The organism is Campylobacter concisus (genome assembly GCF_902460845.1).
GTDB classification, from domain to species: domain Bacteria; phylum Campylobacterota; class Campylobacteria; order Campylobacterales; family Campylobacteraceae; genus Campylobacter_A; species Campylobacter_A concisus_X.
Genome location: NZ_CABPVS010000002.1, coordinates 46971 through 69955, shown reverse-complemented (window position 1 = coordinate 69955; position 22985 = coordinate 46971). Strand labels below are relative to the sequence as shown.

Annotated in this window: 26 protein-coding genes; 10 read left to right on the top strand and 16 right to left on the bottom strand. The window is 37.6% G+C overall.

Translation table 11 applies throughout. The features are described from left to right. Positions 1-2: 2 nt before the first annotated feature. From F3H00_RS01980 to F3H00_RS10730, 9 genes are all read right to left on the bottom strand, one after another. A complete protein-coding gene (locus tag F3H00_RS01980) occupies positions 3-827 on the bottom strand; it encodes a CheR family methyltransferase (protein ID WP_149703673.1) in 825 nt (274 codons plus the stop codon). After that, positions 814-1383, bottom strand: a complete 570-nt coding sequence (locus F3H00_RS01975) for a CheB methylesterase domain-containing protein (RefSeq protein ID WP_021090732.1) — start codon at positions 1381-1383, stop codon at positions 814-816. The genes F3H00_RS01980 and F3H00_RS01975 overlap by 14 nt, the downstream gene beginning before the upstream one ends. A gap of 111 nt (positions 1384-1494) precedes the next feature. After that, the gene (locus F3H00_RS01970) at positions 1495-1755 is read right to left on the bottom strand and encodes a FlhB-like flagellar biosynthesis protein (protein WP_021090972.1); all 261 of its coding nucleotides are present in this window, start codon (positions 1753-1755) and stop codon (positions 1495-1497) included. Further along, positions 1755-3386, bottom strand: coding sequence for a flagellar hook-length control protein FliK (locus F3H00_RS01965; protein ID WP_187424069.1), 1632 nt, complete (start codon positions 3384-3386; stop codon positions 1755-1757). The genes F3H00_RS01970 and F3H00_RS01965 overlap by 1 nt, the downstream gene beginning before the upstream one ends. A gap of 21 nt (positions 3387-3407) precedes the next feature. Beyond that, a complete protein-coding gene (locus F3H00_RS01960) occupies positions 3408-4652 on the bottom strand; it encodes an MFS transporter (protein WP_087576777.1) in 1245 nt (414 codons plus the stop codon). Beyond that, entirely contained in the window at positions 4642-5199 is a 558-nt protein-coding gene (locus F3H00_RS01955) for a hypothetical protein (RefSeq protein WP_223155226.1), read from the bottom strand. The genes F3H00_RS01960 and F3H00_RS01955 overlap by 11 nt, the downstream gene beginning before the upstream one ends. Further along, positions 5150-5428: an AtpZ/AtpI family protein gene (locus tag F3H00_RS01950; protein ID WP_148798220.1), complete on the bottom strand. Its 279-nt coding sequence runs from the start codon at positions 5426-5428 to the stop codon at positions 5150-5152. Before F3H00_RS01950 ends, F3H00_RS01955 begins: the two co-directional genes overlap by 50 nt. Then, positions 5428-6711, bottom strand: a complete 1284-nt coding sequence (gene hemL / locus F3H00_RS01945; RefSeq protein ID WP_148798218.1) for a glutamate-1-semialdehyde 2,1-aminomutase — start codon at positions 6709-6711, stop codon at positions 5428-5430. Before hemL ends, F3H00_RS01950 begins: the two co-directional genes overlap by 1 nt. Next, positions 6708-7313 carry a c-type cytochrome gene (locus F3H00_RS10730; RefSeq protein WP_148798216.1) on the bottom strand — a complete coding sequence of 202 codons (606 nt, stop codon included), beginning with the start codon at positions 7311-7313 and terminating at the stop codon, positions 6708-6710. The genes hemL and F3H00_RS10730 overlap by 4 nt, the downstream gene beginning before the upstream one ends. Before the next feature lie 83 nt (positions 7314-7396). On the opposite strand from F3H00_RS10730, the gene folD reads away from it, so the two are divergent. From folD to F3H00_RS01925, 3 genes are read left to right on the top strand one after another with little or no spacing between them, the layout of a single operon-like run. Continuing rightward, complete coding sequence (folD, locus tag F3H00_RS01935; protein ID WP_148798214.1) at positions 7397-8260, top strand: bifunctional methylenetetrahydrofolate dehydrogenase/methenyltetrahydrofolate cyclohydrolase FolD; 864 nt, start codon at positions 7397-7399, stop codon at positions 8258-8260. Beyond that, positions 8260-9165, top strand: coding sequence for a signal peptidase I (gene lepB, locus F3H00_RS01930; RefSeq protein WP_148798212.1), 906 nt, complete (start codon positions 8260-8262; stop codon positions 9163-9165). Before folD ends, lepB begins: the two co-directional genes overlap by 1 nt. Then, positions 9152-9808: a site-2 protease family protein gene (locus F3H00_RS01925; protein ID WP_148798211.1), complete on the top strand. Its 657-nt coding sequence runs from the start codon at positions 9152-9154 to the stop codon at positions 9806-9808. The genes lepB and F3H00_RS01925 overlap by 14 nt, the downstream gene beginning before the upstream one ends. A gap of 18 nt (positions 9809-9826) precedes the next feature. Here F3H00_RS01925 and F3H00_RS01920 read toward each other — a convergent pair whose 3' ends face one another. Beyond that, on the bottom strand, positions 9827-11212 hold the full coding sequence (locus F3H00_RS01920) for a DUF4139 domain-containing protein (RefSeq protein WP_148798209.1): 1386 nt from the start codon (positions 11210-11212) through the stop codon (positions 9827-9829). A 110-nt stretch (positions 11213-11322) separates the two neighbouring features. Between F3H00_RS01920 and rpiB the strand changes: the two genes are divergently transcribed. Genes rpiB through ychF form a run of 6 tightly spaced genes read left to right on the top strand, consistent with a single transcriptional unit; the run spans position 11323 to position 15806 of the window. Further along, positions 11323-11766 carry a ribose 5-phosphate isomerase B gene (gene rpiB / locus F3H00_RS01915; protein ID WP_072594987.1) on the top strand — a complete coding sequence of 148 codons (444 nt, stop codon included), beginning with the start codon at positions 11323-11325 and terminating at the stop codon, positions 11764-11766. Continuing rightward, on the top strand, positions 11763-12095 hold the full coding sequence (locus tag F3H00_RS01910; protein WP_002939538.1) for a hypothetical protein: 333 nt from the start codon (positions 11763-11765) through the stop codon (positions 12093-12095). The genes rpiB and F3H00_RS01910 overlap by 4 nt, the downstream gene beginning before the upstream one ends. A gap of 20 nt (positions 12096-12115) precedes the next feature. Beyond that, positions 12116-12664 carry an adenine phosphoribosyltransferase gene (apt, locus tag F3H00_RS01905; RefSeq protein WP_148798208.1) on the top strand — a complete coding sequence of 183 codons (549 nt, stop codon included), beginning with the start codon at positions 12116-12118 and terminating at the stop codon, positions 12662-12664. 1 nt (position 12665) lies between these two features. Beyond that, the gene (locus tag F3H00_RS01900) at positions 12666-13271 is read left to right on the top strand and encodes a DedA family protein (RefSeq protein WP_021083652.1); all 606 of its coding nucleotides are present in this window, start codon (positions 12666-12668) and stop codon (positions 13269-13271) included. Beyond that, complete coding sequence (locus F3H00_RS01895) at positions 13252-14703, top strand: leucyl aminopeptidase (RefSeq protein ID WP_103600510.1); 1452 nt, start codon at positions 13252-13254, stop codon at positions 14701-14703. The genes F3H00_RS01900 and F3H00_RS01895 overlap by 20 nt, the downstream gene beginning before the upstream one ends. Continuing rightward, positions 14703-15806: a redox-regulated ATPase YchF gene (gene ychF, locus F3H00_RS01890; protein ID WP_107698065.1), complete on the top strand. Its 1104-nt coding sequence runs from the start codon at positions 14703-14705 to the stop codon at positions 15804-15806. Before F3H00_RS01895 ends, ychF begins: the two co-directional genes overlap by 1 nt. A 414-nt stretch (positions 15807-16220) precedes the next feature. Here ychF and F3H00_RS01885 read toward each other — a convergent pair whose 3' ends face one another. From F3H00_RS01885 to mscL, 6 genes are all read right to left on the bottom strand, one after another. Then, complete coding sequence (locus F3H00_RS01885) at positions 16221-17015, bottom strand: phosphatidylserine decarboxylase (protein ID WP_149703672.1); 795 nt, start codon at positions 17013-17015, stop codon at positions 16221-16223. Position 17016: 1 nt separating this feature from the next. Then, the gene (locus F3H00_RS01880; RefSeq protein ID WP_149703671.1) at positions 17017-18129 is read right to left on the bottom strand and encodes a metallophosphoesterase; all 1113 of its coding nucleotides are present in this window, start codon (positions 18127-18129) and stop codon (positions 17017-17019) included. Positions 18130-18321: 192 nt separating this feature from the next. Then, positions 18322-19689: a multiheme c-type cytochrome gene (locus F3H00_RS01875; protein WP_149703670.1), complete on the bottom strand. Its 1368-nt coding sequence runs from the start codon at positions 19687-19689 to the stop codon at positions 18322-18324. Between the two features lie 9 nt (positions 19690-19698). Next, on the bottom strand, positions 19699-20271 hold the full coding sequence (locus F3H00_RS01870; protein ID WP_054196326.1) for a cytochrome c3 family protein: 573 nt from the start codon (positions 20269-20271) through the stop codon (positions 19699-19701). A gap of 120 nt (positions 20272-20391) precedes the next feature. Further along, on the bottom strand, positions 20392-21030 hold the full coding sequence (locus tag F3H00_RS01865) for a Crp/Fnr family transcriptional regulator (RefSeq protein ID WP_087585620.1): 639 nt from the start codon (positions 21028-21030) through the stop codon (positions 20392-20394). A gap of 102 nt (positions 21031-21132) precedes the next feature. Then, the gene (mscL, locus tag F3H00_RS01860) at positions 21133-21537 is read right to left on the bottom strand and encodes a large-conductance mechanosensitive channel protein MscL (RefSeq protein ID WP_103583782.1); all 405 of its coding nucleotides are present in this window, start codon (positions 21535-21537) and stop codon (positions 21133-21135) included. 145 nt (positions 21538-21682) lie between these two features. On the opposite strand from mscL, the gene gltX reads away from it, so the two are divergent. Continuing rightward, positions 21683-22978 carry a glutamate--tRNA ligase gene (gene gltX, locus F3H00_RS01855; protein WP_107698070.1) on the top strand — a complete coding sequence of 432 codons (1296 nt, stop codon included), beginning with the start codon at positions 21683-21685 and terminating at the stop codon, positions 22976-22978. Positions 22979-22985: the final 7 nt, after the last annotated feature.

The following is a 22985-nucleotide window of genomic DNA, read 5'->3' as shown; positions in this document are numbered from 1 at the left end:
TTTTATTTTTTCAAATAGTAGGTAGTTCCATTTGAAAAGCGTTTTTCATAAGCTGGAGTGTAAGGCACAAGATCGGCGTGCCCAGCATAAAGCCTACCATCTGGCTTAAGCAATTTATGAAGCCTCTCAACACATTTTAATCTAAAATCATCATCAAAATAGATCATCATATTTCTTGAAAGCACGATATCAAATTTTCCTAGATTAAAAATAGCATCATCAAAAACATTTAAAATTTTAAACTCACACCTTGGTAAGTTTTCTTTTTTTATCTTAAATTTATCATCGACTTTTGTAAAAAATCTCTCTTTTTGAAAATCGCTTAACCTATGCAAGCTCCTCTCACAAAAAATACCATTTTGACAGCTTGCTATGGCTTCTGAGTTTATGTCTATACCTACGATTGAAATTTCATGCTGTTTAAATCCCATCTCATAAGCAAGCATTGCAAGAGAATATGACTCATCTCCAGTAGAGCAAGGAGCACACAAAATTCTAGCTCCTCCAAGCTCCTTTGCATAATATATCACATCTTTAAGTTGAGGCAACTCTCTATAAAAATAAGTCTCATTTACAGTTACTAGATTTAAAATGTCTTGTCGCAAGCTTGAGTTATATCTTATCATCGAAACAAGATCTTTAAAGCTTTTTATCTGGCGATCTCTAATAAAAATGGTAATTCGCTGCAATGTGATATCTCTTTTTGGCTCCAGATCAACTCCGCAAAGAGTTTTGATAACATTCATAAATTCATTAAAACTATCCATATCTTGTGAAGTATTTGTTTGCATTGTTTTTGTATCTTTTGCGTCATTAGTTAATAGCATTTAAAAAATCCTCCAGCTCTTTTTTTATCATAGTTAGATTTAATGATTTTAAGCTTTGATTTAGCTCTTTTGCACGTTTTGGCATACCATAAACTATCGCGCTCTCTTCATTTTCAGCTATACATTTTGCTCCAGCCTTATAAAGCTTATCAAGCCCAGATGCACCATCATCTCCGATGCCAGTTAGCAAGATAGCTAAGACATTTGCGCTCTTACAAATTCCAACTCCAGATTTAAACAACACATCAACATTTGGCGTATATATAGTCTTTTCTTCTGTATTTGGCTTTGCACTGATTGGTAAATTTGGCGACACCACTACATTTTGTTCACAGACATATACGGTATTTTCTTTTAAAATTTTCCTCTCATTTAAAATTTCAACATCCAAGCCGCACTCTTTTCCGATTTGCATAGCAAAAGAATTTATAAACATTTTATTCATGTGCTGGGCTATCACAATGATAGCTCCATTTAGTTTTACGTTTTTTAATAACTTTTTTAAATGTCCAGGCCCGCCAGTAGATGCCCCTATTAATATTAATTTTTGTGCCACAAATAGCCTTTAAAATTTTAATTTAATATTTAGCTTACGCCACTTTTTGTATATCGTCAATATCCCTGCCACTCTTTATATGCCTTGCTAATTTTTAAGCAAATTCATAGATTATTTCTTTGTAATCTTATATAAAAAGCTAAAAATTTCAGCAACAGCTTTATATAAATTTGGTGGAATTTCTTGATCAACTTCAACCTTGCTTAAAATTTCAATAAGATCAGGATCCTCTTTGATCGGTATATCATGCTCTTTTGCAAGATCAATTATTCTATTTGCTATCTCTCCAGCGCCACTAGCCAGCACTCTTGGAGCATTATCTTTAGATCTGTTGTAGCCAAGAGCTACTGCTTTTTTCTTATTTACTTGCATTAAATTTTCTTATCAAAGCCCACATCAAGGCCACCAAATTTTTTAAATCTATCATTTAGCTTCACTTTTGACAAAGTTTTGATATTAAAGTTTGAAACTATAAGTCCAAGCTTTGATATTGCTTGTTTTAATTCGCTAGAGTTTGAGAGGATTAGCTCCTTAAACTCATTTGTTTGCGTAGCTACCGAAAGATCGATGTATCTTTTATCAATAAGTCCAACCATCACATTTATCTGTCCAAATTTCTTAAAAGTTAGATCGATCTGAGCGTAAAATTTATCCTTTTTGCCTTGCTTAAATGCGATATTTCCACCCTCAACGCCATCCCAAATATAAGGCATATAAGTTTGAATCCCGCCTTGAAGGCTTGATATCATTTGATGCATCTCGATCTGTGAAATCATCTTATTTGCGGCATTTACGCTTTGCGGGTTTTGACTCTTTTCACTGATATTTAAAAGCGTGCTTTTTATATCTTGGCTTAGCACTTTTGAAATTTCGCCACTATTTTTAGTCGTAATGTTATTTATATCGTTTGTGGCGAGATTTAGTTGTTTTAAAAGTGCCTTACTCTCACTTAGCTCATTTTTAGCCAAACTTGCCTTAGCATCAGCAAGACTTAGGCTATGAGCAAGACGTCTCGCCGCACTTTGAAGCTTATCTTGCAAGCTGCCATCCTTTGAAACATCGCTCATCTCATTAAACGCTTTTACAAGCCCTGCTTCATCGCCTATATTATTTAGCGTTTTTAGATCGTTTTTTATGCTATCAAGGATAGTTTTTAGCTCTTTGTGATTTTGGCTAAAACCAAAATTTTGATTTAGCTTTTCATTTGCTAGGCTTGCGACTTTCTCGCTTAAATTTGAGATGAAATTTTGCATTTTGCCTATTTGATTTTTTACTAGCTCGCCATTTTGATCTTTTGAAAAATTTTTATCTAAAAATTTAACCACACTATCAAGCTTATCAACATCTTTTAAAAGGGTTTTTATATTTGAGTTATCAAGGATGTTTTTTGCATTGCTACTCGCTTTTTCAAGTATAGAAGCAAGCTTTGAAAAAGAGTTTTGATTGTCTAATTTTTCATCATTTAGGGTTAAAATTTGATTTAGCAAATTCCCGCTTGAGAGATTTTTTATATCGCTTAGTAGCTTCTGAACCGAGCTTGGAAGCTTCTCTGGACTAAGTGCATCTTTTAAATTTGCTTCAAGCATTACGCCTGAGTTTTTGATCTGATCATTTAGTGAGCCAGCTTTTAGATCGGCTATTGGTTTTAGAAATTCTTTTAGCTTTAGTGCAAGGCTCTTTATCTCAGGGCTTTCATTTTGCGTTGCTTCTACTTCTAAGCTTTTTGCAAGGTCTGATAGCTCGCTGGCTAAATTTGGAGCGATTTTTGTATCTTTTGCCTGAGATAAAATTTGTTCAGCCTTGCTAAGACTTGAAGCACTTTTTAGATCATCAAGCACTCTTGCAACGAGTTTTCCAACATTATCAAGTGTCTCTGAAATGCTCTGCTCACTAGGCGTTTGTACGCTTGGCTGATTTTTAAAAAGCGAGCCTTCATTTTTACGAACTGGCACATTTTGAGTAGTATTTTGTCCAGTTTGAACCGAAGTATTTGATATATTCAAAGAATTTCCTACGTTCATTTTTTACTTTTTATTTTTTCTATCGGCAAAATTTCCATTTTGCTCAATAGTAGCTATGCCAGCCGTCCTTGCAACGAGCCTGTCGTTGTACTCTTTTCTCATATGCTGTGGTATTGTCTTTTGCGTTAGTGCAAATAAAATAAGTCCAGCAAAAAGTACCAAATAAACATAGATAAAGCCAAATGCTCCAAAAATTTTCATCGCATAGCTCATAAGAAGCGGCGAAAAAAGCGAAGCCAAAGAGTAGCTAAATAGCAAAGCACGTGCGACTTGCACACTCTTTGTCTTGTCTGTGATCTCATCATTTGCCCTAGCCAGAGAAAGTCCATATGTGCAAAAAATTCCAGCTCCAAAAAAGAATGAAAGCAGATATTCAATCGTCAAATTTTTGCCATTTAGCAAAAACAAAACCGCACTTATTAAAGCCACGCTACTACAAAGCAAAATAGCTGGCCTTCTGCCATATCTATCAGAGAAACTACCGATAAAAACTTGAGCTAAAAAGCCTCCGATCATCGCAACCGTCATAAAAAATGACGCCTCTTTTGTGCCGTATCCTTGAAGCAAAACAAAAAGGCTTGCCATCGAAAAAAAGCCGTTTATTGCTAAGCCTGCAATGAGCGCGCCAACAAGAGCGAGCGGAACGATACCAAAAATTTTTGGGATATTTATGGGCTGACGCTCTGGGATTTGAGGCTGATTTATACGGATCAAATTTAATGGAATGCTTGAGAGCATGATAAAAGCTGCACTTATTATGAAAATTTCAAAGGTATTAAGATTAAGCGCCAAGATCAAAATGCCAAGTCCAAAACTTGTGTAAAAAACGCCTTCATAAAAGGCTATCACGCGAGATCTTATTTTATTTGGAATTTTTGCATTTAGCCAGCTTTCTATAACCATCAAAAGCGCGTAGTAGCAATATCCCAAAAATGCACGCAAGATCGCCCAGAATACTAAATTTTGATTTACCGCATGAAGCATAGCTGAGACTGCAAAAATGGCTGAAAAGATGGCAAAGGCTCTTATGTGACCAGTAGTTGAGATGACTCTGTGAGCTGTAATAGTGCTAATTAACGCACCCACAAAAAAGCCTGTATTGATTAATCCAATCTCTAGCTCACCCACTCCGTTTTGCTTAAGAAGTGCACTACAAGATGCGATAACTAGGCCATTTCCGATAAAAAGCAAGCTCATACCTAAAAATAGTGGCCCCATCGAGCGGATAATCCTAAAGCTACTTGCCATCAGTATCCTTTGCGGTATTAAATTTATTCTCCATAAGCCCAAAGACAAAAGCACCAATAGGCATCGGAGCAAGCCCCACTAAAAAGCCAGGCACGTTTAGTAAATTTTCATTTTTTAAAAATATAAATCCAAAAAAAAGTATCGCATAAGCCACCAAGCGGTAAGGCATAAAGGCTGCTAAAAAACTCTTATCTTTAAATGAAAATTTTTGCTTTTTTAGCCTTGCTTTTTCGTCTTTTAAGCTAAGCTCTTTTACCTCATTTTGGGACAAAATTTCTTCGTCCTCTTCATCCTCTTCTTCTATATTGGCTAAAATTTCATCTCTTGCATTTTCTAGCCGAGAATTTATGCGGTTTTTATAGGCAAAAAAACTAGCTGTTAAGATGATAAGTGAAGCAAAAAATGAAATTTGTGAGCTTATGAAAAATTGATTTGATATAAATTTGCCAACCACGCTAAGAGCCAGCCAAAGCGCAAAATAGCAAATCAAAAGCCTACTAATCGTCCTCATCATCGTCTTTTGTGTGGCCTTTGTATCTGCTTTCATCTTTTAGCTCATCTAAGCTTTTTATCTGTGCTTTGTAAGCTTTATAGACGTTTAAAATAGCAGCTGCGATGCCAATAGCAAAGCCTATCCAAAGTGCTGGCGTGAAATTTGTAGCCTTTTTTACAAGATATCCTAGCCCAGTGCCAAGCAAGATCGCAACTACGATTGAAACGCCAAGGCTTAGCTGCTCAGCCCCTGCTACGATATCTTTTATCTTAAATTTTGTCATTAAGCTTTTATCTCCAAAAATGCCTCTTTAGCTGCATTTACCGCTAGATCGATATCCGCTTCACTCATCGCATCGCAGACAAATCCCGTCTCAAACTGGCTAGGTGCTAGATAAATTCCGCGTCTAAGCATCGCTTGGTGAAATTTAGCAAAGAGCTTTGTGTCGCTCTTTAGCGCATCGTCGTAGTTTTTTACGGCATGATCTGTAAAAAAGTAGCCAAACATAGAGCCACGAACATCAGTTTGGATGGTGATGCCAGCGCTTTTTGCTGCCTCTTTGAAGCCCTCCATTAGTTTTTTAGCTAGTTTTTCAAGTCTAGTGTATAAATTTACGTCGCTATTTATCTTAGAAATAGCCGCTATACCAGCGCTCATCGCCACTGGATTGCCACTTAGCGTGCCTGCTTGATAGACAGCGCCCTCTGGGCTTAGGCAGTCCATTATCTCGGCCTTGCCACCAAATGCAGCGACGTTCATGCCTCCGCCTATAACCTTGCCAAATGTGATGAGATCAGCGTCCACCTCGTGAAATGGATATGAGCCAAGGCGAGAAGCTCTAAAACCGCTCATAACCTCATCAAGAATAAGCACAGCGCCAAATTTATCGCAAAGCGCTCTAAGCTCCTCTAAAAATTTCTTATCAGCTGGTACAAGCCCCATATTTCCTGCGATTGGCTCAATTATGACGACGCCGATTTTGTCTTTATTATTTTCAAAGATGGCTTTTACACTCTGGATATCGTTATAAACTGCTAGATAAGTGTTTTTCACAACATCTTGTGGCACGCCGCTGCTTGAAGCGTTGCCGTATGTCGTAGCGCCACTTCCTGCTTTTATAAGAAGTGCATCGCTGTGTCCGTGATAGCAGCCTTCAAATTTTATTAGTCCATCTTTTTTAGCATATCCCCTAGCCACTCTGATAGCGCTCATAGTGGCCTCTGTGCCAGAGCTTACGAAGCGAATTTTATCTATTTGTTTAAACTCATCACATATTAGCTTTGCTAGAGCTGTCTCTTTTGGAGACGGAGCGCCATAAGATACGCCTTGTTTTACAGCAGAGATGATAGCTTCTTCGATATCTTTGTCACAGTGGCCAAATATGAGCGGACCCCAGCTTTGGATAAAGTCAAGGTATTTTTTACCCTCGACATCGTATAGATAAGCGCCCTTTGCATGATCTATCATCACAGGCTCACCACCAACACTACCAAATGCGCGCACTGGTGAATTTACACCACCTGGGATATATTTTTTGGCTTCGCTAAATGCCTCTTTATTTGTCATTTTTTATCCTTTTGATTTTGTGTTTTTAAATTTGTTTTTTGATTATCTTTTGGGTTTACAGCTGGTTTTGCTGCTGACTTTGGTGCTTGTGTAGTGACGGTTTTTGCTGACTCAGCTGGTTTTACTGGGGTAGTTTTAGCCAACTCTGCTGGTTTTGTAGCAGGGGCGGCTTTGGAAGATTGCTCTAGCTGTTTTTGCGTCGTATCAGTGGAAACTGGCTTGCTTAAATTTTGCGCTTTTACTGCTTTTGAAGGAGTATTTATCTTATTCGTAATGTATTCATAAAGAATCGTAGTCTCCTCGTCTGTCAAAAAGTAGCTTGGCATGACACCTTTTGGCTTAGTTAAAGCGGCTTTAAAGCTTTCAAAATCTATATCATTTATCTTTGGTGCTCTAAGCTCATCGTCAACCGTTTTGTTTGCCTTTTTATCAAAGTGTTTGTATTTAGAGATTAGACTGCCCTCGCCCTTTGTGCCGTGGCATTTGTCACATCCTATGCCGCGTGGATTTAGGTAGAGCATCTTGGCGTACTCGGTCTTTGTGATAAAATCAGCACCAAAAATCGCCACACAAAAAAGCAAAAACAAAAAAATAGACCGCATAAACCTCTCTTTTAAAAATTTAATTTAATTTTAGGTATGATACCACCCTTGTGATTAAAAAAGCTTTTAAATAAGGATCCAATATGAAAATTTTAGACGGCAAAGCCGTATCTTTAAAGGTCAAAGAAAGCGTAAAAGTAAGAGCTGAAGAACTAAAAAAATTTGGCGTAGAGCCTACATTGGCTGTTATCCTAGTGGGCGAAGATAAAGCATCTCAAACATACGTTAGAGCCAAAGAAAAAGCCTGCAATGAATACGGCATAAAAAGCGTAGCTCACCGCCTAGGTGAAAATACAACCCAAGCAGAGCTTCTAGCACTTATAAATGTGCTAAATTTAGACGATAGCATCCACGGTATCTTAGTGCAGCTACCACTTCCAAAACATATAGATACAAACACCGTTTTGGCAATGATCGATCCAACAAAAGACGTAGATGGCTTTCATGCTGTAAATGTTGGCAAACTTGTTAGCGGCCTTGATGGCTTTGTGCCTTGCACACCGCTTGGCGTGATGGAAATTTTAAAAGAGTATGGCATTGATGTGGCTGGACTAAACGCGGTGGTGATCGGTAGAAGCAACATTGTTGGCAAGCCTATGGCAAATTTGCTTTTAAACGCCTCGGCAACCGTTACCGTGACTCACAGCAAGACTAAAAATTTAAAAGAAATTTGTAAAAACGCTGACCTTATAGTCGCAGCCATTGGCAAGCCATTTTTCTTAAAGGCTGATATGGTAAAAGATGGCGCAGTGGTCGTTGATGTGGGCATAAACAGACTTGATGATGGCAGGCTTGTAGGCGATGTGGATTTTGAGAAAGTCGCACCAAAATGCTCATACATCACACCAGTTCCAGGAGGCGTGGGTCCGATGACTATTGCGATGCTTTTAAATAATACAATCCTTGCAGCCCAAGCAAAGATAGCTAGCCACAAAAGAGCGCAATAATGAAAAAATTTTTTACTAAATTTTATGACTTTTGCTCGAGCTGGACTGGCACTATTATCATTGTTTTACTAGTCATTTTTTTTGTAGCTCAGGCCTTTGTTATCCCTTCAGGATCAATGAAAAATACACTTTTGGTTGGTGATTTTTTATTCGCCAAAAAATTTGTTTATGGTATACCAACACCAAGAATTCCATGGCTTGAAGTAAAAATTTTACCCGAGCTAAATGACAATGGGCATCTTATCACAGGCGATGGTCCGGCAAGAGGCGATATAGTTGTCTTTCGTTATCCAAAAGATGAAAAGACCCACTTTGTAAAACGCTGCTTTGCCACAAGCGAAGATGAGATAGTATTTACCGAAAAAGCCTTGTATTTGCGTCCAAAAGAGGGAGATGATTTTATAAAGGCAAACTGCCGTGAAAATTTAAATGGTAAAGAGAGCAAATTTGGCTACTCATATAGCGATATAACCGAGCTTGATGGTAAGCTTTTCATAAAAGAGCCATATAGATTTAGCGGCATCCACTACGATGAAAATGTAAATTTATTTGAGCAGATGATTTTCATGCTAAATACAAATAAAGATAGTGTTTTTATGAAGCCAGTGCCCATTAGCTCACTTCCTCAAAATCCAAATTTTAACTTTAACGCATTTTACGTCAAAGTGCCAAAGGATGAGTACTTCATGATAGGCGACAACCGCGATCACTCAAATGATAGCCGTTTTTGGGGAAGTGTGTCATATAAAGATATAGTCGGTCAGCCTTGGTTTATATATTTTAGCTGGGACAAGAACTACAATGTGCGCTGGGAGCGTATCGGACGCTTTGTAGATACGATAGAAAATGATGAATTTTTTACAAACAAAGCTCTAAAAGAAGGTGAAGTAGATGGACTTCACTAATATAGATCCGGTTAGAATAGCTAGCATTGTAATAGCACTTGTCATCGCCATTGTAGGCCACGAAATAGCTCACGGCTATGTTGCATATAAATTTGGCGATAACACTGCAAAAAATCTTGGTAGGCTTAGCATAAATCCTATAAAACATATCGACCCAGTGGGCACCATAATAGTTCCTTTGGTGCTTTATCTAAGCACTGGTATGATGTTTGGCTGGGCAAAACCAGTGCCTGTAAATACCTACACAGTAGTGCGAAATGGCGGCTACAAGGCAGCTATCTACGTAAGTCTAGCTGGCATCTGCTACAACGTCATCTTAGGCATCTTGTCGCTATTTGTGCTAAAGGCTTTATTAAATATAGAAACCTTTGAAATTTTACTTCAGTTTTTATTTACGCTTGCGCTTTTAAATTTGATGTTAGCCATCTTTAATCTCTATCCGATCCCGCCACTTGATGGCTTTCACGCGCTCGAGTATGCGCTTAGAAATTTTGGCTTTCACGCACTGGCTGAAAAGCTAGAGGGCATCTCGCGATATGGCTTTGTCATCCTTATCATCATCCTCATCTCGCCTTTAAAAGATACTATCTTTTATCCAACAAGATACGTTTTAGATATCGCAAGCGCCTTTATAAATGGCTAAATTTAGAGCAAATTTGCTCTAAATTTTTGGCTTTGTGATCTTGTAAGAGTACTCTTTTTTAAATTCCTCTTTTGGTGCAAGGCTAAATTTAAGCTCCACCTTGCCATCTTTGCTGATATCTTTTTTATCAAAGCCCTTTATCTCGACCTTTACCGCCTCATCAGCAGATACTGGCACGCGCTCCACCAAAGTGACATCAACACTCTTACTTGAGTTATTTTTGACACTTATCTCATAGCCCTCTTCGCTTATGCGCTCTTTGCCAAGAAGCGAGCTCTTTTTAAATTTATTTAAGCGCTCTTTTTTAAGCTCGATTAGCTCGTTTTGTCCTAAAAAGAGCTGAGAGGCCTCATCTTTAGCTTTTATCTCAAACTCGCTAGGACTACCAACACTCACACCATTAACATAAAACTGCGTTTTAGCTGGAGTTAGATCGTCATTTAGCTTAAAACTAGCCACATTATATGCCTTTAGCGAGCCGTAAAAATCAGCAAAAACACTAAAATTTGCATCCATTTTTTGTGTGTCATAAGTTATATATTTGCTCTCACCTTTTGCTAAATTTAGCCCATCTATCTTCCAAATTTTGGCAAATTCATTCTCATCTCTTTGCACACGCATATCAGCGACCTCAGCGGTGACTTTTGCAGCCCTTAGCATATTTTTTGAAGCACCATATCCATCAGCCTCCGCCTCGCTCTCCTCGTACCAAGGGTAAAACTTGCTTGGAGCAAGCGCTTTTTGATATCTGGTCGGATAGATAGCAAGCTTTAAATTTTTAACATCGCTGGCAAATGGGTTGGTGAGCAAAATTTCTTGTTTTATCAAGATATTTTTGTTTTTTGTGTCTGCATAAATTTCATTTAGCGTCTTTGGGGCCTCATCATCCATATATGAAAGCGTCGCCTCTTTTGGATCACAAGCAAATTTCATATCAAGCTGCAAAAATCCAGCCATCTCGCTTTTTGGCTCATTTTCTTTAAGCGCTTCAAGCTCACTTTTAGCAGCTGAAATTTTCTCGATATTTTCTAGGCTAAATTTATAAAACTCATCAGCCCTTTTTGTCACATCGTTACTTTTATTTTCTTCTACCAAAGCTTGCTCTATAAACCTACCTCTTGCATTTAGCGCCTCAAGCTTATTGTTTAAATTTGCGACTTCTTGCTTCCATTTTATGTAATTTGGGCTATTTTCTTCGCTGATCTTTTTTAGATAAGCATTCGCGTCACAATCCCCATTTATAGTGATGTTCTCACTCTGCACACCCTCTGGCACAAAGGCGCTAAAAGAGCTATTTGCGTCACTAAATTTTTGAGTGATGATGGTTTGATCTGTGTAGATCTCTATTAGATTTTCATTTGCAAAGGCTAGCACTGAAGCCATTAAAAAGAGCGTCTTTTTCATATTTTTCCCTTTTAAGAATTTCACAAATTATAGCCTTTTATCATATGCAAGCAAAATTTTATTTTAATGCAACTTTCACTATAATCTGTAAAAAATTTATTGGATTTTTCATGAAAATAGATAAAATTTTTATCGCTTGCGATCACGCTGGAGTAGAGCTAAAGGCAGAGCTAAAAGAAGTCATAAAAAAGCTTGGACATGAAGTCATTGACCTTGGCACGAATGACAAAAATAGCGTTGATTACCCTGATTATGCGCATTTGCTAGCGAGCAAGCTTGAGCCTGACTGCTACGGCGTGCTCATTTGTGGCACAGGTATCGGCATCTCAATCGCTGCAAACAGGCATGAAAACGTAAGGTGTGCCCTTTGTCACGACGAATTTACCGCTAGACTTGCGAGAGAACATAACGATGCAAATGTTATCGCTTTTGGCGCAAGAGTGATCGGTGCTGGCGTTGCCACAGCAGCACTTGAAACATTTTTAAAGACAGAGTTTGCAGGCGGTAGACACGAAAGAAGAGTCAAAAAAATAGAGATTGAGGCAGACAAATGATAGGCGAGTGGATCGTTTTTACTGCTCTTGTTTGTGCTGCGATCTACCTAACTGTTATGGTTTTTTACTTCAAAACGCTTCTAAAAAAAGAGCGTGCGACAAAAGATTTTATGAAAAATAACCTCCAAGACACCGAGGTCGTCATAAGAAAATTTCAGATCCAACTTCAGCGAAGCCTCGGTAACATCGACATCTTAACAGACGAGCTAAACAAAACTAAAAACGACGTGACCTCGCTTCGCACAAGAAATTCCCAGTACCGCTTAGAAAACGACAAGCTAAGACAACGCATACGTGAGCTTGAAGGCAAAATCGAAGCGCTACTTTAACATCAAATTTAAGGAAATTTATGAAAATTTTAGATCAAAAAGGCAAAGAATTTTTACTAAACTCTATTCGCTGCATAAACGACTTTCCAAAGCCTGGCATAGTCTTTCGCGACATCACGACACTACTAAACAACAAAGAAGCATTTAACTTTTTGATAGATCATTTAGTGGCGAGATACGAGGGTGCAAATATCGACTACATCGCTGGCATCGAGTCTCGTGGCTTTATCTTTGGCGCAGCGCTTGCAGCAAGGCTGAGGCTGCCTTTTGTGCCTATTCGCAAGCCAAAAAAACTGCCTTTTATCACGCTTTCTCAAAAATATAGCCTAGAGTATGGCGTCGATGAAGTACAAATTCACATCGATGCTTTTGGTGAAAAAGCGGGCGCAAGAGTGCTTTTAATAGATGATCTCATAGCCACTGGAGGCACTGCAAAGGCTTCAATCGAGCTTATCAATCAAACTAACGCAACCTGCGTAGAAGCGTGCTTTATCGTAGATCTAGTTGATCTAAAAGGTAGTGAAAAGCTAAAGTCGCTTACTAAAATTTACAGCGTTTTAGAGGTTTAGAATGGAAGAATTTTTCATAGAACTACTTAAAGAGTACGGTTACATCATACTTTTTGTCTGGTGTATCATGGAAGGCGAGATGGCCTTAATAATGGCTGGAATTCTCGCTCACACCACGCATATGCACATCGCACTTGCTATCTTTGTGGCTGGACTTGGAGGCTTTGTGGGAGATCAAATTTACTTCTACCTTGGCCGTTACAATAAAAAATACATCGCAAAAAGGCTTCACACGCAGCGGAGAAAATTTGCAGTGGCGCACATAATGCTGAAAAAATACGGCTGGCCGATCATCTTTTTGCAACGCTATATGTATGGCTTTCGTGTCATCATACCGCTTTGCATAGGACTTACCGGCTATGACGCTAAAAAATATGCCTTTATAAATTTAATCAGCGCTTGGTGCTGGGCGGCGATCACCACCATACCTGCTTGGATACTTGGCGAGCATATATTAGTGCTGCTTCAAAAAGCAAAAGAGCACTGGTATGTCGCTATCCCAGTGGTTGCTATATTTATGGGGCTTTTGATATATACATTTAAGCGCATCGAAAATAAAATTTTAAACGAAAGGAGAGATAGAAGACATGCAGTTTCAAATAGTTGATAAAAAATTAAAAGATATAAAAGCTGATATTGAACTAATTTTCGTAGTAGATAAGGACTTAAAACATAAATTTATAGGCGATAAAGAGGCTATTAAATTTAACAATTACAAAGGCGAGAGCGTCCTTGTCCTAAGCGAGGCAAAAAGGGCTTACGTGCCACTTTTTAAGCTTGATCTTGACGAGCTTAGAGTTGCAGCTGCTAAAGCTTATAACGCACTAAAGTCGCTAAATATTAAGAGCATAAAGTTAGCTTCTTACATAGCGGAGTGTCAAAAACTAAGCTTTGAGGCGCTAGCTGAGGGCTTTTTGCTTGGAAGTTATGAATTTAACAAGTATAAAGAGAAAAAAGAGAAATACACCCTTAAAGAGATCATCTTTTCTACTGAAGAATTTGCTGGCAAAAAGGTCGATCTAAAAGCTGCAAATGATGGCTTTAAAGAGGCAGAGATAATAGCAAGTGCTACAAATTTTGCAAAAGATATCGTAAATGAAATCCCAGAAATTTATACACCACAAAAGATGGCCGAGGATGCGCAAAATTTAGCCAAAAACATCGCAAGCATAAAGTGCGAGGTCTATGACGAGAAATTTCTAGCAAAAGAGAATATGAACGCATTTTTGGCGGTAAATCGCGCAAGCGTGCATAAACCAAGGCTCATCCACCTAACCTACAAGCCTAAAAAGTCTAAAAAACGCATCATCTTTGTTGGCAAAGGGCTAACATACGATAGCGGCGGACTTAGCTTGAAGCCGGCTGATTATATGCTAACTATGAAATCAGACAAAAGCGGTGCAGCAGCAGCACTTGGCATCATAAAAGGTGCAGCAGAGCTAAATTTACCATTTGAAATTCACGCCATTTTGGGCGCAACTGAAAATATGATCGGCGGCAACGCCTATAAGCCAGACGACGTGCTTATTTCAAGAAGTGGCGTTAGCATAGAGGTGAGAAACACCGACGCGGAGGGACGCTTGGTGCTGGCTGACTGCCTAAGCTACGCGCAGGACTTTAAACCAGACATCTTAATCGACATGGCAACCCTAACTGGCGCTTGCGTCGTGGGACTTGGCGAATACACGACAGGCATCATGGGCAACAGCGAGAGCCTAAAAAATGAGTTTAAAAACAAGATAAAAGATAGCGGCGAGCTAGCAACTACGCTTGATTTTAACCCTTATCTTAGCGAGCTTATCAAAAGCCAGATCGCAGACGTTAGCAACTGCGCATCAAGCAGATATGGTGGTGCGATCACAGCTGGCATGTTTTTAGCTAAATTTATCAAAGATGAGTATAAAGATAAGTGGCTACACCTTGATATCGCAGGCCCAGCATACCGCGAAAAGGCTTGGGGATACAACCAAGCAGGTGCGAGTGGAGCAGGAGTTAGGATGAATTTATACTTTTTACAAGCACTTAGCAAGGAGAATTGATGGGACTTTCAGTTGGAATAGTAGGCCTACCAAATGTGGGCAAATCAACGACATTTAACGCACTTACAAAGGCGCAAAATGCCGAGAGTGCAAACTATCCGTTTTGCACTATCGAGCCAAACAAAGCCATCGTGCCAGTGCCTGATAAGCGCCTAAATGAGCTTGCAAAGATAGTAAGTCCTAATAAAATTCAGTATTCAACCATCGAATTCGTAGATATCGCAGGCCTTGTAAAAGGGGCTAGCTCTGGCGAGGGACTTGGCAATAAATTTTTATCAAACATCAGAGAAACCGAGCTTATCTTACACATAGTTCGCTGCTTTGAGGATGAAAACATCACTCACGTCGAGGGCAGCGTCGATCCAGTAAGAGACATCGAGATCATCCAAACCGAGCTGATACTAGCTGACATCGAGCAACTAAATAAAAAGATAGAAAAGCTCACAAGAGAGGCAAAAGCAAATGCAAAAGGTGCTAAAGAGGCGCTAGAGATAGCAAATTTACTTCTTGCTCACCTAAATGATGGCAAAAGTGCGAGCAGCTTTGAGCAAAGAGATAGTGAGGCGTTTTTGGCACTAAACAAAGAGCTAAGGCTTCTAAGCGCCAAAGAGGTAGTTTATGGCGCAAACGTCGATGAAGAGGGGCTTAGCGAAGATAATAAATTTGTAAAAGCGCTAAAAGAGTACGCAAAAGCCTCAGACCACGAGGTGATCAAGCTTTGCGCCAAAGTAGAAGAGGAGCTAATTGGTCTAAGCGACGAGGAGGCACACGAGTTTCTAGCCTCTCTTGGCACGAGCGAGAGTGGCCTTGAAAAGATCATCAGAACATCTTTTGCAAAGCTAAATTTGATAAGCTATTTCACAGCTGGCGTCGTTGAAGTAAGAGCTTGGACGATTACAAAGGGCTGGAAAGCACCGAAAGCAGCAAGCGTCATTCACAACGACTTTGAGAGGGGTTTTATCAGAGCTGAAGTGATAAGCTATGACGACTATATCGCACATGGCGGCGAAAACGGAGCCAAAGAGGCTGGCAAGATGAGACTTGAGGGCAAAGACTACATCGTACAAGATGGCGATGTTATGCACTTTAGATTTAATGTTTAATTTTAGCCCTCTTTTGGGCTAAATAGTTAAAAAATATTTAATCCTTGGCTGCATAAGGTAAATTAAAACTTCCTTATTATAGTTGATAAAAATTCTTTTGAAAAATATACTAAGTTATCTTATATCTTATTAATAATCTTTATTGATACACAAGCTTCTCTATACAAGTAATGGTGTAAATGCTATCAGCTCTGTGATATCAATATGGATTTTATGGGTAAGCCAATTAAATCTTAGGACAAAGTACTAAGTCGAGAGAAATTTCGATAGATAAAATAATGTATTCATCATCTTTTACAAACTTTTAAATCTATAATAATTTTTAAAGACTGTATAAAACTTACAACCAAAGTCTAAGCAAATAAGACACCGGCCAAGTAGGGTATAAAAATTTTACTTATATACCTAGCGTATTTATTTTATTATTCCAATGGTCTCGGCAAATTTAAGCTCTTTATTTTCAAAGAGATTGTATTCAATTGCATCTTTTTCGCTAAGTATCACGATAGTTGAGCCAAGCTCAAAATTCCCAAGGCGCTCGCCCTTTTTGATATGTAAATTTTCATACTCGTAAATTTGTGTAAAATTTGCCATCGCATTTGTCTGTATACGCTCATCAAAACAAAATTTCATCTTTCCGACATTTAACGCACCTACAAAAACAAGCCAAAGTTTCTTACCATTTTTTATCTCACAAGATAGCGCTACGCGTTCATTCTTTGTATAAAGGCTGTCTACTTTTGCAAGCCATTTTGTAGCCACGCTGTAAAGCTTACCCGGAATGTATATGGCTTTTTTAATGGCAATATCGCAAGGCGCATGATAATGATGATAATCTTTTGGGCTAAGATAGATATTTGCAAAGTCATATTCGCCCTCAAGCTCACTCTGCCCCAATAGTTCGCTTACACTATACTCCATGCCTTTTATGCTAAAGGCCTTTAGTTCCTTTGTGCTACCAAAACTAAGACAAGTACCATCAACTGGGCTTATAAACATCTCATCTGCTGCATCAAAATCTCTTGGTTTTATGAGCCTTCTAGTAAAAAGCTCATTTAAATTTTTATATTCATTTGCTGGCTTAAACTCGCTCATATCTATCTTAAACAGCTTTATGTAAAAAGAATTTATGGCTTCTTGAAGTGGTTTGAAAAAGTTAATCTTTGCAACCTTTCCAAAAATTTGAGAAAACAGATTGTCTTTACTCATTTTATTCCTTACTTAAATTTAATATTGCAATCTCACTTGGAGCAAAAATTCTAACAGGAGGCCCCCAAAATCCAGCACCACTGCTAACATAAGCTTGCATTTTATCATTAATCTTATAAAGGCCATGTAAAAATCCCTGATCAAGTAAAACCAAAAGACCAAAAGGAAAAATTTGACCAGCGTGCGTATGACCGCAAAGCACTAGATCAACGTCTTGCTGCATTGATTTTATAAATTTTGGCTGATGAGAGAGCAAGATAGTAGGTAGCGATGGATCACGTCCTGTCAATGCTTCATCTAAATTTGGCTCCAAATGTTTAAACCTAATGCCAGCCAAATCGTAAATGCCAGCTAGATTTATACTCGCAATTTTTTTGTTTTTATTACCTAAAATTTCTATGCCAAGAGAACTGATCTTTTCCAAAATACCATCTATCCCGTGATAATACTCATGATTGCCAGGGACATAAAAAGTCCCATAAGTGCTTTTAAGGCTTTTTAATGGTTCCAAAAAATCTCCTATAAAAGCAGCATTTACATCAACTAAGTCGCCCACTATCACTACGATGTCAGGATTTACCAAATTTATGTCATTGACGAGTTTTTTCATAAAATCTTTCTGCAGAAATTCTCCTATATGCACGTCTGTTATCATGGCTATTTTTAGGGTGCTTTGTAAATTTTTTATTTTTATATCTACTTGTCTGATCTTTGGTGGTGTTAAAGCATTGAAAATACCTTTTAAAAAACAAGCAATTACAAAAATAACAAATGTAATATCAAAACAAAATTTTATAAATTTTCGTCTTGTTGGACTAAAATTACTCTTAGAAAAAATACTACGTAAAATATCGTAAAATAGACTAACAGCAAACAAAAATAGTGAAAATCCTATGAGCGTACCAGCGATCAAATAAAGCTCAATGCTTAAGAATGAAAACCTGATCTGAAGAACAAATATAAACTCAAGAATACAAATAACATATAAAAGTATCCTGATTTTTGCAAGATGTGGTATAAAAAATGAAACCTTTTTTATGAAACGGTTATATGAATAAAAATTTATAAGAAAACTAAATATAAATGCTCCAATAATAATTCTCAAAAGTCCCAAAAATTCTCCTTGTAAAAATAAAAAATTATATTTTATATTTTTAAATTTGTACTATAAAAATTAATATCTTACTTTTAATGTTATTAGTCTTAAAAATTGTATAGTTTTGAACGTATAAAAAATGATTTAAGTTGAGTAAATCTAATAGTTATTTAAGAAAGTAAGGTGGGAGAAAACCCACCTTATAAAGAATTATTTAACTTTACCAGTTTCCATTCTTTGTTTGTGTATCTCACGAAGTTTTCTAATATCATTTTTAACTTCAAATACTCCATGCCAGTGTGAATAGTCAGGACCACCCATTAGAGCACCTTGTCTCATACGGCGACCTTCGTGGTGCCACATATGATAGTAAACATCTTGGAATTCATCTTCCCAAGCGTCTGCGAGTAGTAAGTTTTTAGCTTTCAACTCTTCAAGCATCTTAGTTGCTTCAGCATTGTAAACGTTATAAAGCTCTACTTGCTTATCACCCATAATGAAGAAGTTATCTGTATGAGTTGATGTATGGCAAGCTTTACAAACTAGCTTCATCTCAGCTCTTGCTGCTTCTGGTCCATTTGGATGACCTGCAAGTGGCGTTCCTATGGTTAGTTTGCCAGTTTTTTCGTAAACAACAGCAGCTTGTTCATCACCAGCTGTTCTTAGCTTACTGCTGACGCCCCATAGGTTCCATTTTAGTCTTCTTGAAACATTGTGAGTTGTTGTTGTTTCACCAACACCACTCATGTGGCAAGCTGCACAAGTTGGAGCTCTAAAGTCTGGTACATCCCATGTATCAGGAGCAGCATCAAAATTCCATTTGTGAGCTTCGCTATTATAGATATGTCCGTGCATTGAGTTGTTAAAGATCTCAATATCTGGGTGATCAGGTCCAAGGTGGCAAGATGCACAAGCAGCTGGTTTTCTAGCTTCAGCTATGCTAAATGTGTGTGCGCTGTGGCATGATTTACATCCGCCTACGCCACCATCAGGATAAACATTACCTATACCGTAGTTTGGCCAAGTCTCTTTTGTAGGTTTGTGATCAGCGTCTAGTTTGATGACGGTTCCGTGGCACTGTGTACAACCAGTAGCGTCTGGAGCCATTTTGTATTCTGGATGATCCATACCTTCATAGTGATACATTAGTTTTACCATCGCAGGGTTAGCATACATTTGCATAGCACCTCTTGCGTGACCACTCTTAACAAATTCTTCAACCTCATTCTCGTGGCACTTAGCACAAGTTTTTGGGCTAACTAGCATTGATACGTGGTTGTTAGAATCTTTTGGATGCACCTTAACTGAAGCCATAGGATTATCTGCATTTACAGAGTGGCAATCCATACAACTTACGCCAACGTGAGCGTGGCGACTATTTTTCCAATCGGCAACTATGCCAGGTGTCTTTTCAGCGTGGCACTCAACACAGCTTTTTGATAAGTCTGACATTTTGTGAGCAACTTTAATATTTTTTACAACATTAAGGTTTAAAGCGTCAGATTTATTTGCATCCATGTTTGCGGCAACGCCAAAAGACATTAGACAGGCTAATAACATTAGCGACTTTTTAAACATCTTTCCTCCTTATTTGGTTTTATTGTTCTCTTGTTTTTTTATTGCTTCAAATTTATCTATATGAAGTCCTAAATTTTTGTGGCCTACGTGATTATGACAATCAACACATGATTTTTTATTAGGATTTCCAAGAACGAAATAATCTCTATGTGGTAAGAATGATTTACCAGCTTGAATAACATTTTTTAAATTTGAGTGGCAAGTCAAACATCCACTATCATAGACAAAGTGAGATGCATGCTCGCGTTTTTTACGCCAGTCGATCTTGTCCGTATCTGTAAAAAATGTCTTATAACCATCATTTATCGATACTTTAAGTTTTGTAAGTACATAGGTATAGGCACTTGTATGATTTAGGTGACAGGCTGAACATTCAGCTTTTATGCCAAGCTTGTTATTGCCGCCGTGTACATCTTCATGATATGCAGCATTCATAGGATCCATAGTGTGGCAAATGGTACAGATGTAGCCGCTACCAGTTGCATGAAGTGCATCAGCAATACCCATAGACGCAATAAGTCCGATCACAATGCCGATAATAACAGATGACCAAACAAAAAATTTCTTCTTAACTTCAGCCAAAATCTCCTCCTGAATTTATCAATATATCGTAAATTTTTACGAAAATTTTAAGTGAATGTTATCTAAAAAAATATAAATTTTTTCTTTAAGTAAATAAAAATATTTATTTGATATTAACTTTCAATAAGAATAAATTTCTTGCAGTCCACCCACATCTTTTTCCAAAATTTGGTTCTTTTCATCAAGTTTAACTAAACCATTTGTTTTAAATTTATTTAAAATTCTCGAAAAAGTTTCTGGAGTCATATTAAGTATTGATGAAATTTTTGTGTGTTTTAGCTCGTTAAATAAATCTTCATGATCTAAAATAAACTTAGCAACTTTTTCTTCTGAGCTTAAAATTAACTCTTGATGAAGTAGATTTGTTGTGATTCTTATCTTTTCGGACATTGATTTTAAAAATTTCATACAAATTTCTGGTTTTATTAAAAATTCAGCCGCGAATTTTTCATAATTTATCTTTAACACCTCGCCAGATATGGTAAAAATGGCACTAGCTGGGTAGACAATATTTTCAAAATTTACGACTTCAGCTACAAAATTCATAGGTGCTAACTGATGAATAAAAATTTCTTTTCCGTTTGCCGTGGTTTTATAAAGCTTAACAGAGCCACTTATTAAAAATATTAACCATTTTGGCTCCTCACCTTCTATAAATAAAAATTCACCCTTTTTATACTTTTTTACAACACTTATGGCTTCAAGCTTGGCTAAATCTTCTTCGTTTAAGCCTTGAAAAAACGGGATTTTTTCTATCATATTTTTACTCGCCTTTTTAAAATAAAAAACATTTTAGCATATAAAAATAAGATAAATTTTAATAGATTTTCAAAGGGAATTCTCCCTTCGAATTGTATGAAATTATTTTTTAAGTAGATCTCTAATCTCAGTTAGAAGTGCAATGTCGGCTGGAGTTTCAGGCTCTACTGGAGCTGGCTCCTCTTTTGGTAATTTATTTTTAAGTGTATTTAGAGCCTTGATAACGCAGAAAATACAAAATGCGATTATTAAAAAATCAACCATTGTTTGTATAAATGAGCCATAGTTTATCGTAACAGCAGGTACGCCATCTACCGCTTCTTTTAGCGTAAGCTTAAGATCAGTAAAATTTACACCGCCAGTTAAAACGCCAACAACAGGCATGATAACATCACCAACTAGTGATGAAACGATCTTTCCAAACGCACCACCTATAACAACACCAACTGCCATATCTATGACATTTCCGCGCATCGCAAATTCTTTAAATTCGCTTATAAAACTCATTGTTTCTCCTAAAAATGTTAAATTTTTGTTCGGATTTTATTCAAGAAATGCTTTGCTTCGGCTAAAAAAATCAAATTACATAACTTTAAATTTATCAAGCTGGTGTTATAATCCAAATTCAAAATTTAACGTAAGGAATGAGCTTATGTATCGTTTTGCACCCTCTCCAACAGGAGATATGCACATAGGAAATTTACGTGCCGCTATTTTTAATTATATTTGTTCTTTACAAGATAAAAGTGGCTTTATTTTACGTATAGAAGATACCGACAAAGAGCGAAATATAGAGGGAAAAGAGAAAGATATCTTAGAAATTTTAAGCAAATTTGGCATAAAACCAGAGCAAATTTACATCCAAAGTGAAAATTTAAAATTCCACAGGCAGTTAGCTTCAAAGCTTCTTATCGATAAAAAGGCCTTTGCTTGTTTTTGCACCGAAGAAGAGCTTGAGGCAAAAAAACAAAAAGCAAAAGAACAAGGCGTGGCATATAGATATGACGGTACCTGCGAGAGACTAAGCGATGCTGAAGTTTTAAACTGCGAGAAGCCATTTGTCATCCGCATGAAAAAGCCAACACGCACTATGAGCTTTACAGATGCGATCAAAGGCGAGCTAAGCTTCGAGCCAGACGCTGTTGATAGCTTTGTCATCATGAGAGCAGACAAAACACCAACTTATAACTTCGCCTGCGCAGTCGATGATATGCTTGAGGGCGTGACCTTTGTCATACGTGGCGAGGATCACGTGAGCAATACACCAAAGCAAGACCTCATACGCGAGGGTCTTGGCTACACCGGCAAGATGAATTACGCGCATTTGCCTATACTTTTAAATATTGAAGGTAAAAAAATGAGCAAGCGCGAGAACGAATCAAGTGTAAAATGGCTCTTTGAGCAGGGATTTTTACCTGAGGCGATCGCAAACTATTTGATACTTCTTGGTAACAAAACTCCGACTGAAATTTTTACCATCGAAGAGGCGGTGAAATGGTTTGATATAACCAAAATTTCACGTTCACCTGCTAGATTTGACATTAAAAAACTTGAGCAGATAAATAGAGAACACATCAAGCTTGCCTCAAAAGAGCGTATAAAAGAAATTTTTGGTGTAGATGAAAATTTGGCTGAGTTAGTTAAATTTTACACTCAAGAAAGCTCACTAGTGCCTGAGATAAAGGCAAAAGTTGAGGCTATATATTCGCCAAAGATAGCTCCAGATGAGTACAAAAACGAATTTGATATCATCAAAAAAGCAGCTCGTAATTTAAAAGCTTGCAAAACATTTGATGAGTTTAAAAAAGAGCTTATGAGCGCTACAAATTTAAAAGGTAAAAACTTTTTCATGCCGCTACGTGCGCTTCTTACGAACGACCTTCACGGTCCTGAGCTTAGTGAGCTCTATCCTCTTATCAAAGATGATCTGGCTAAAATTTTAATCTAGGAGCAAA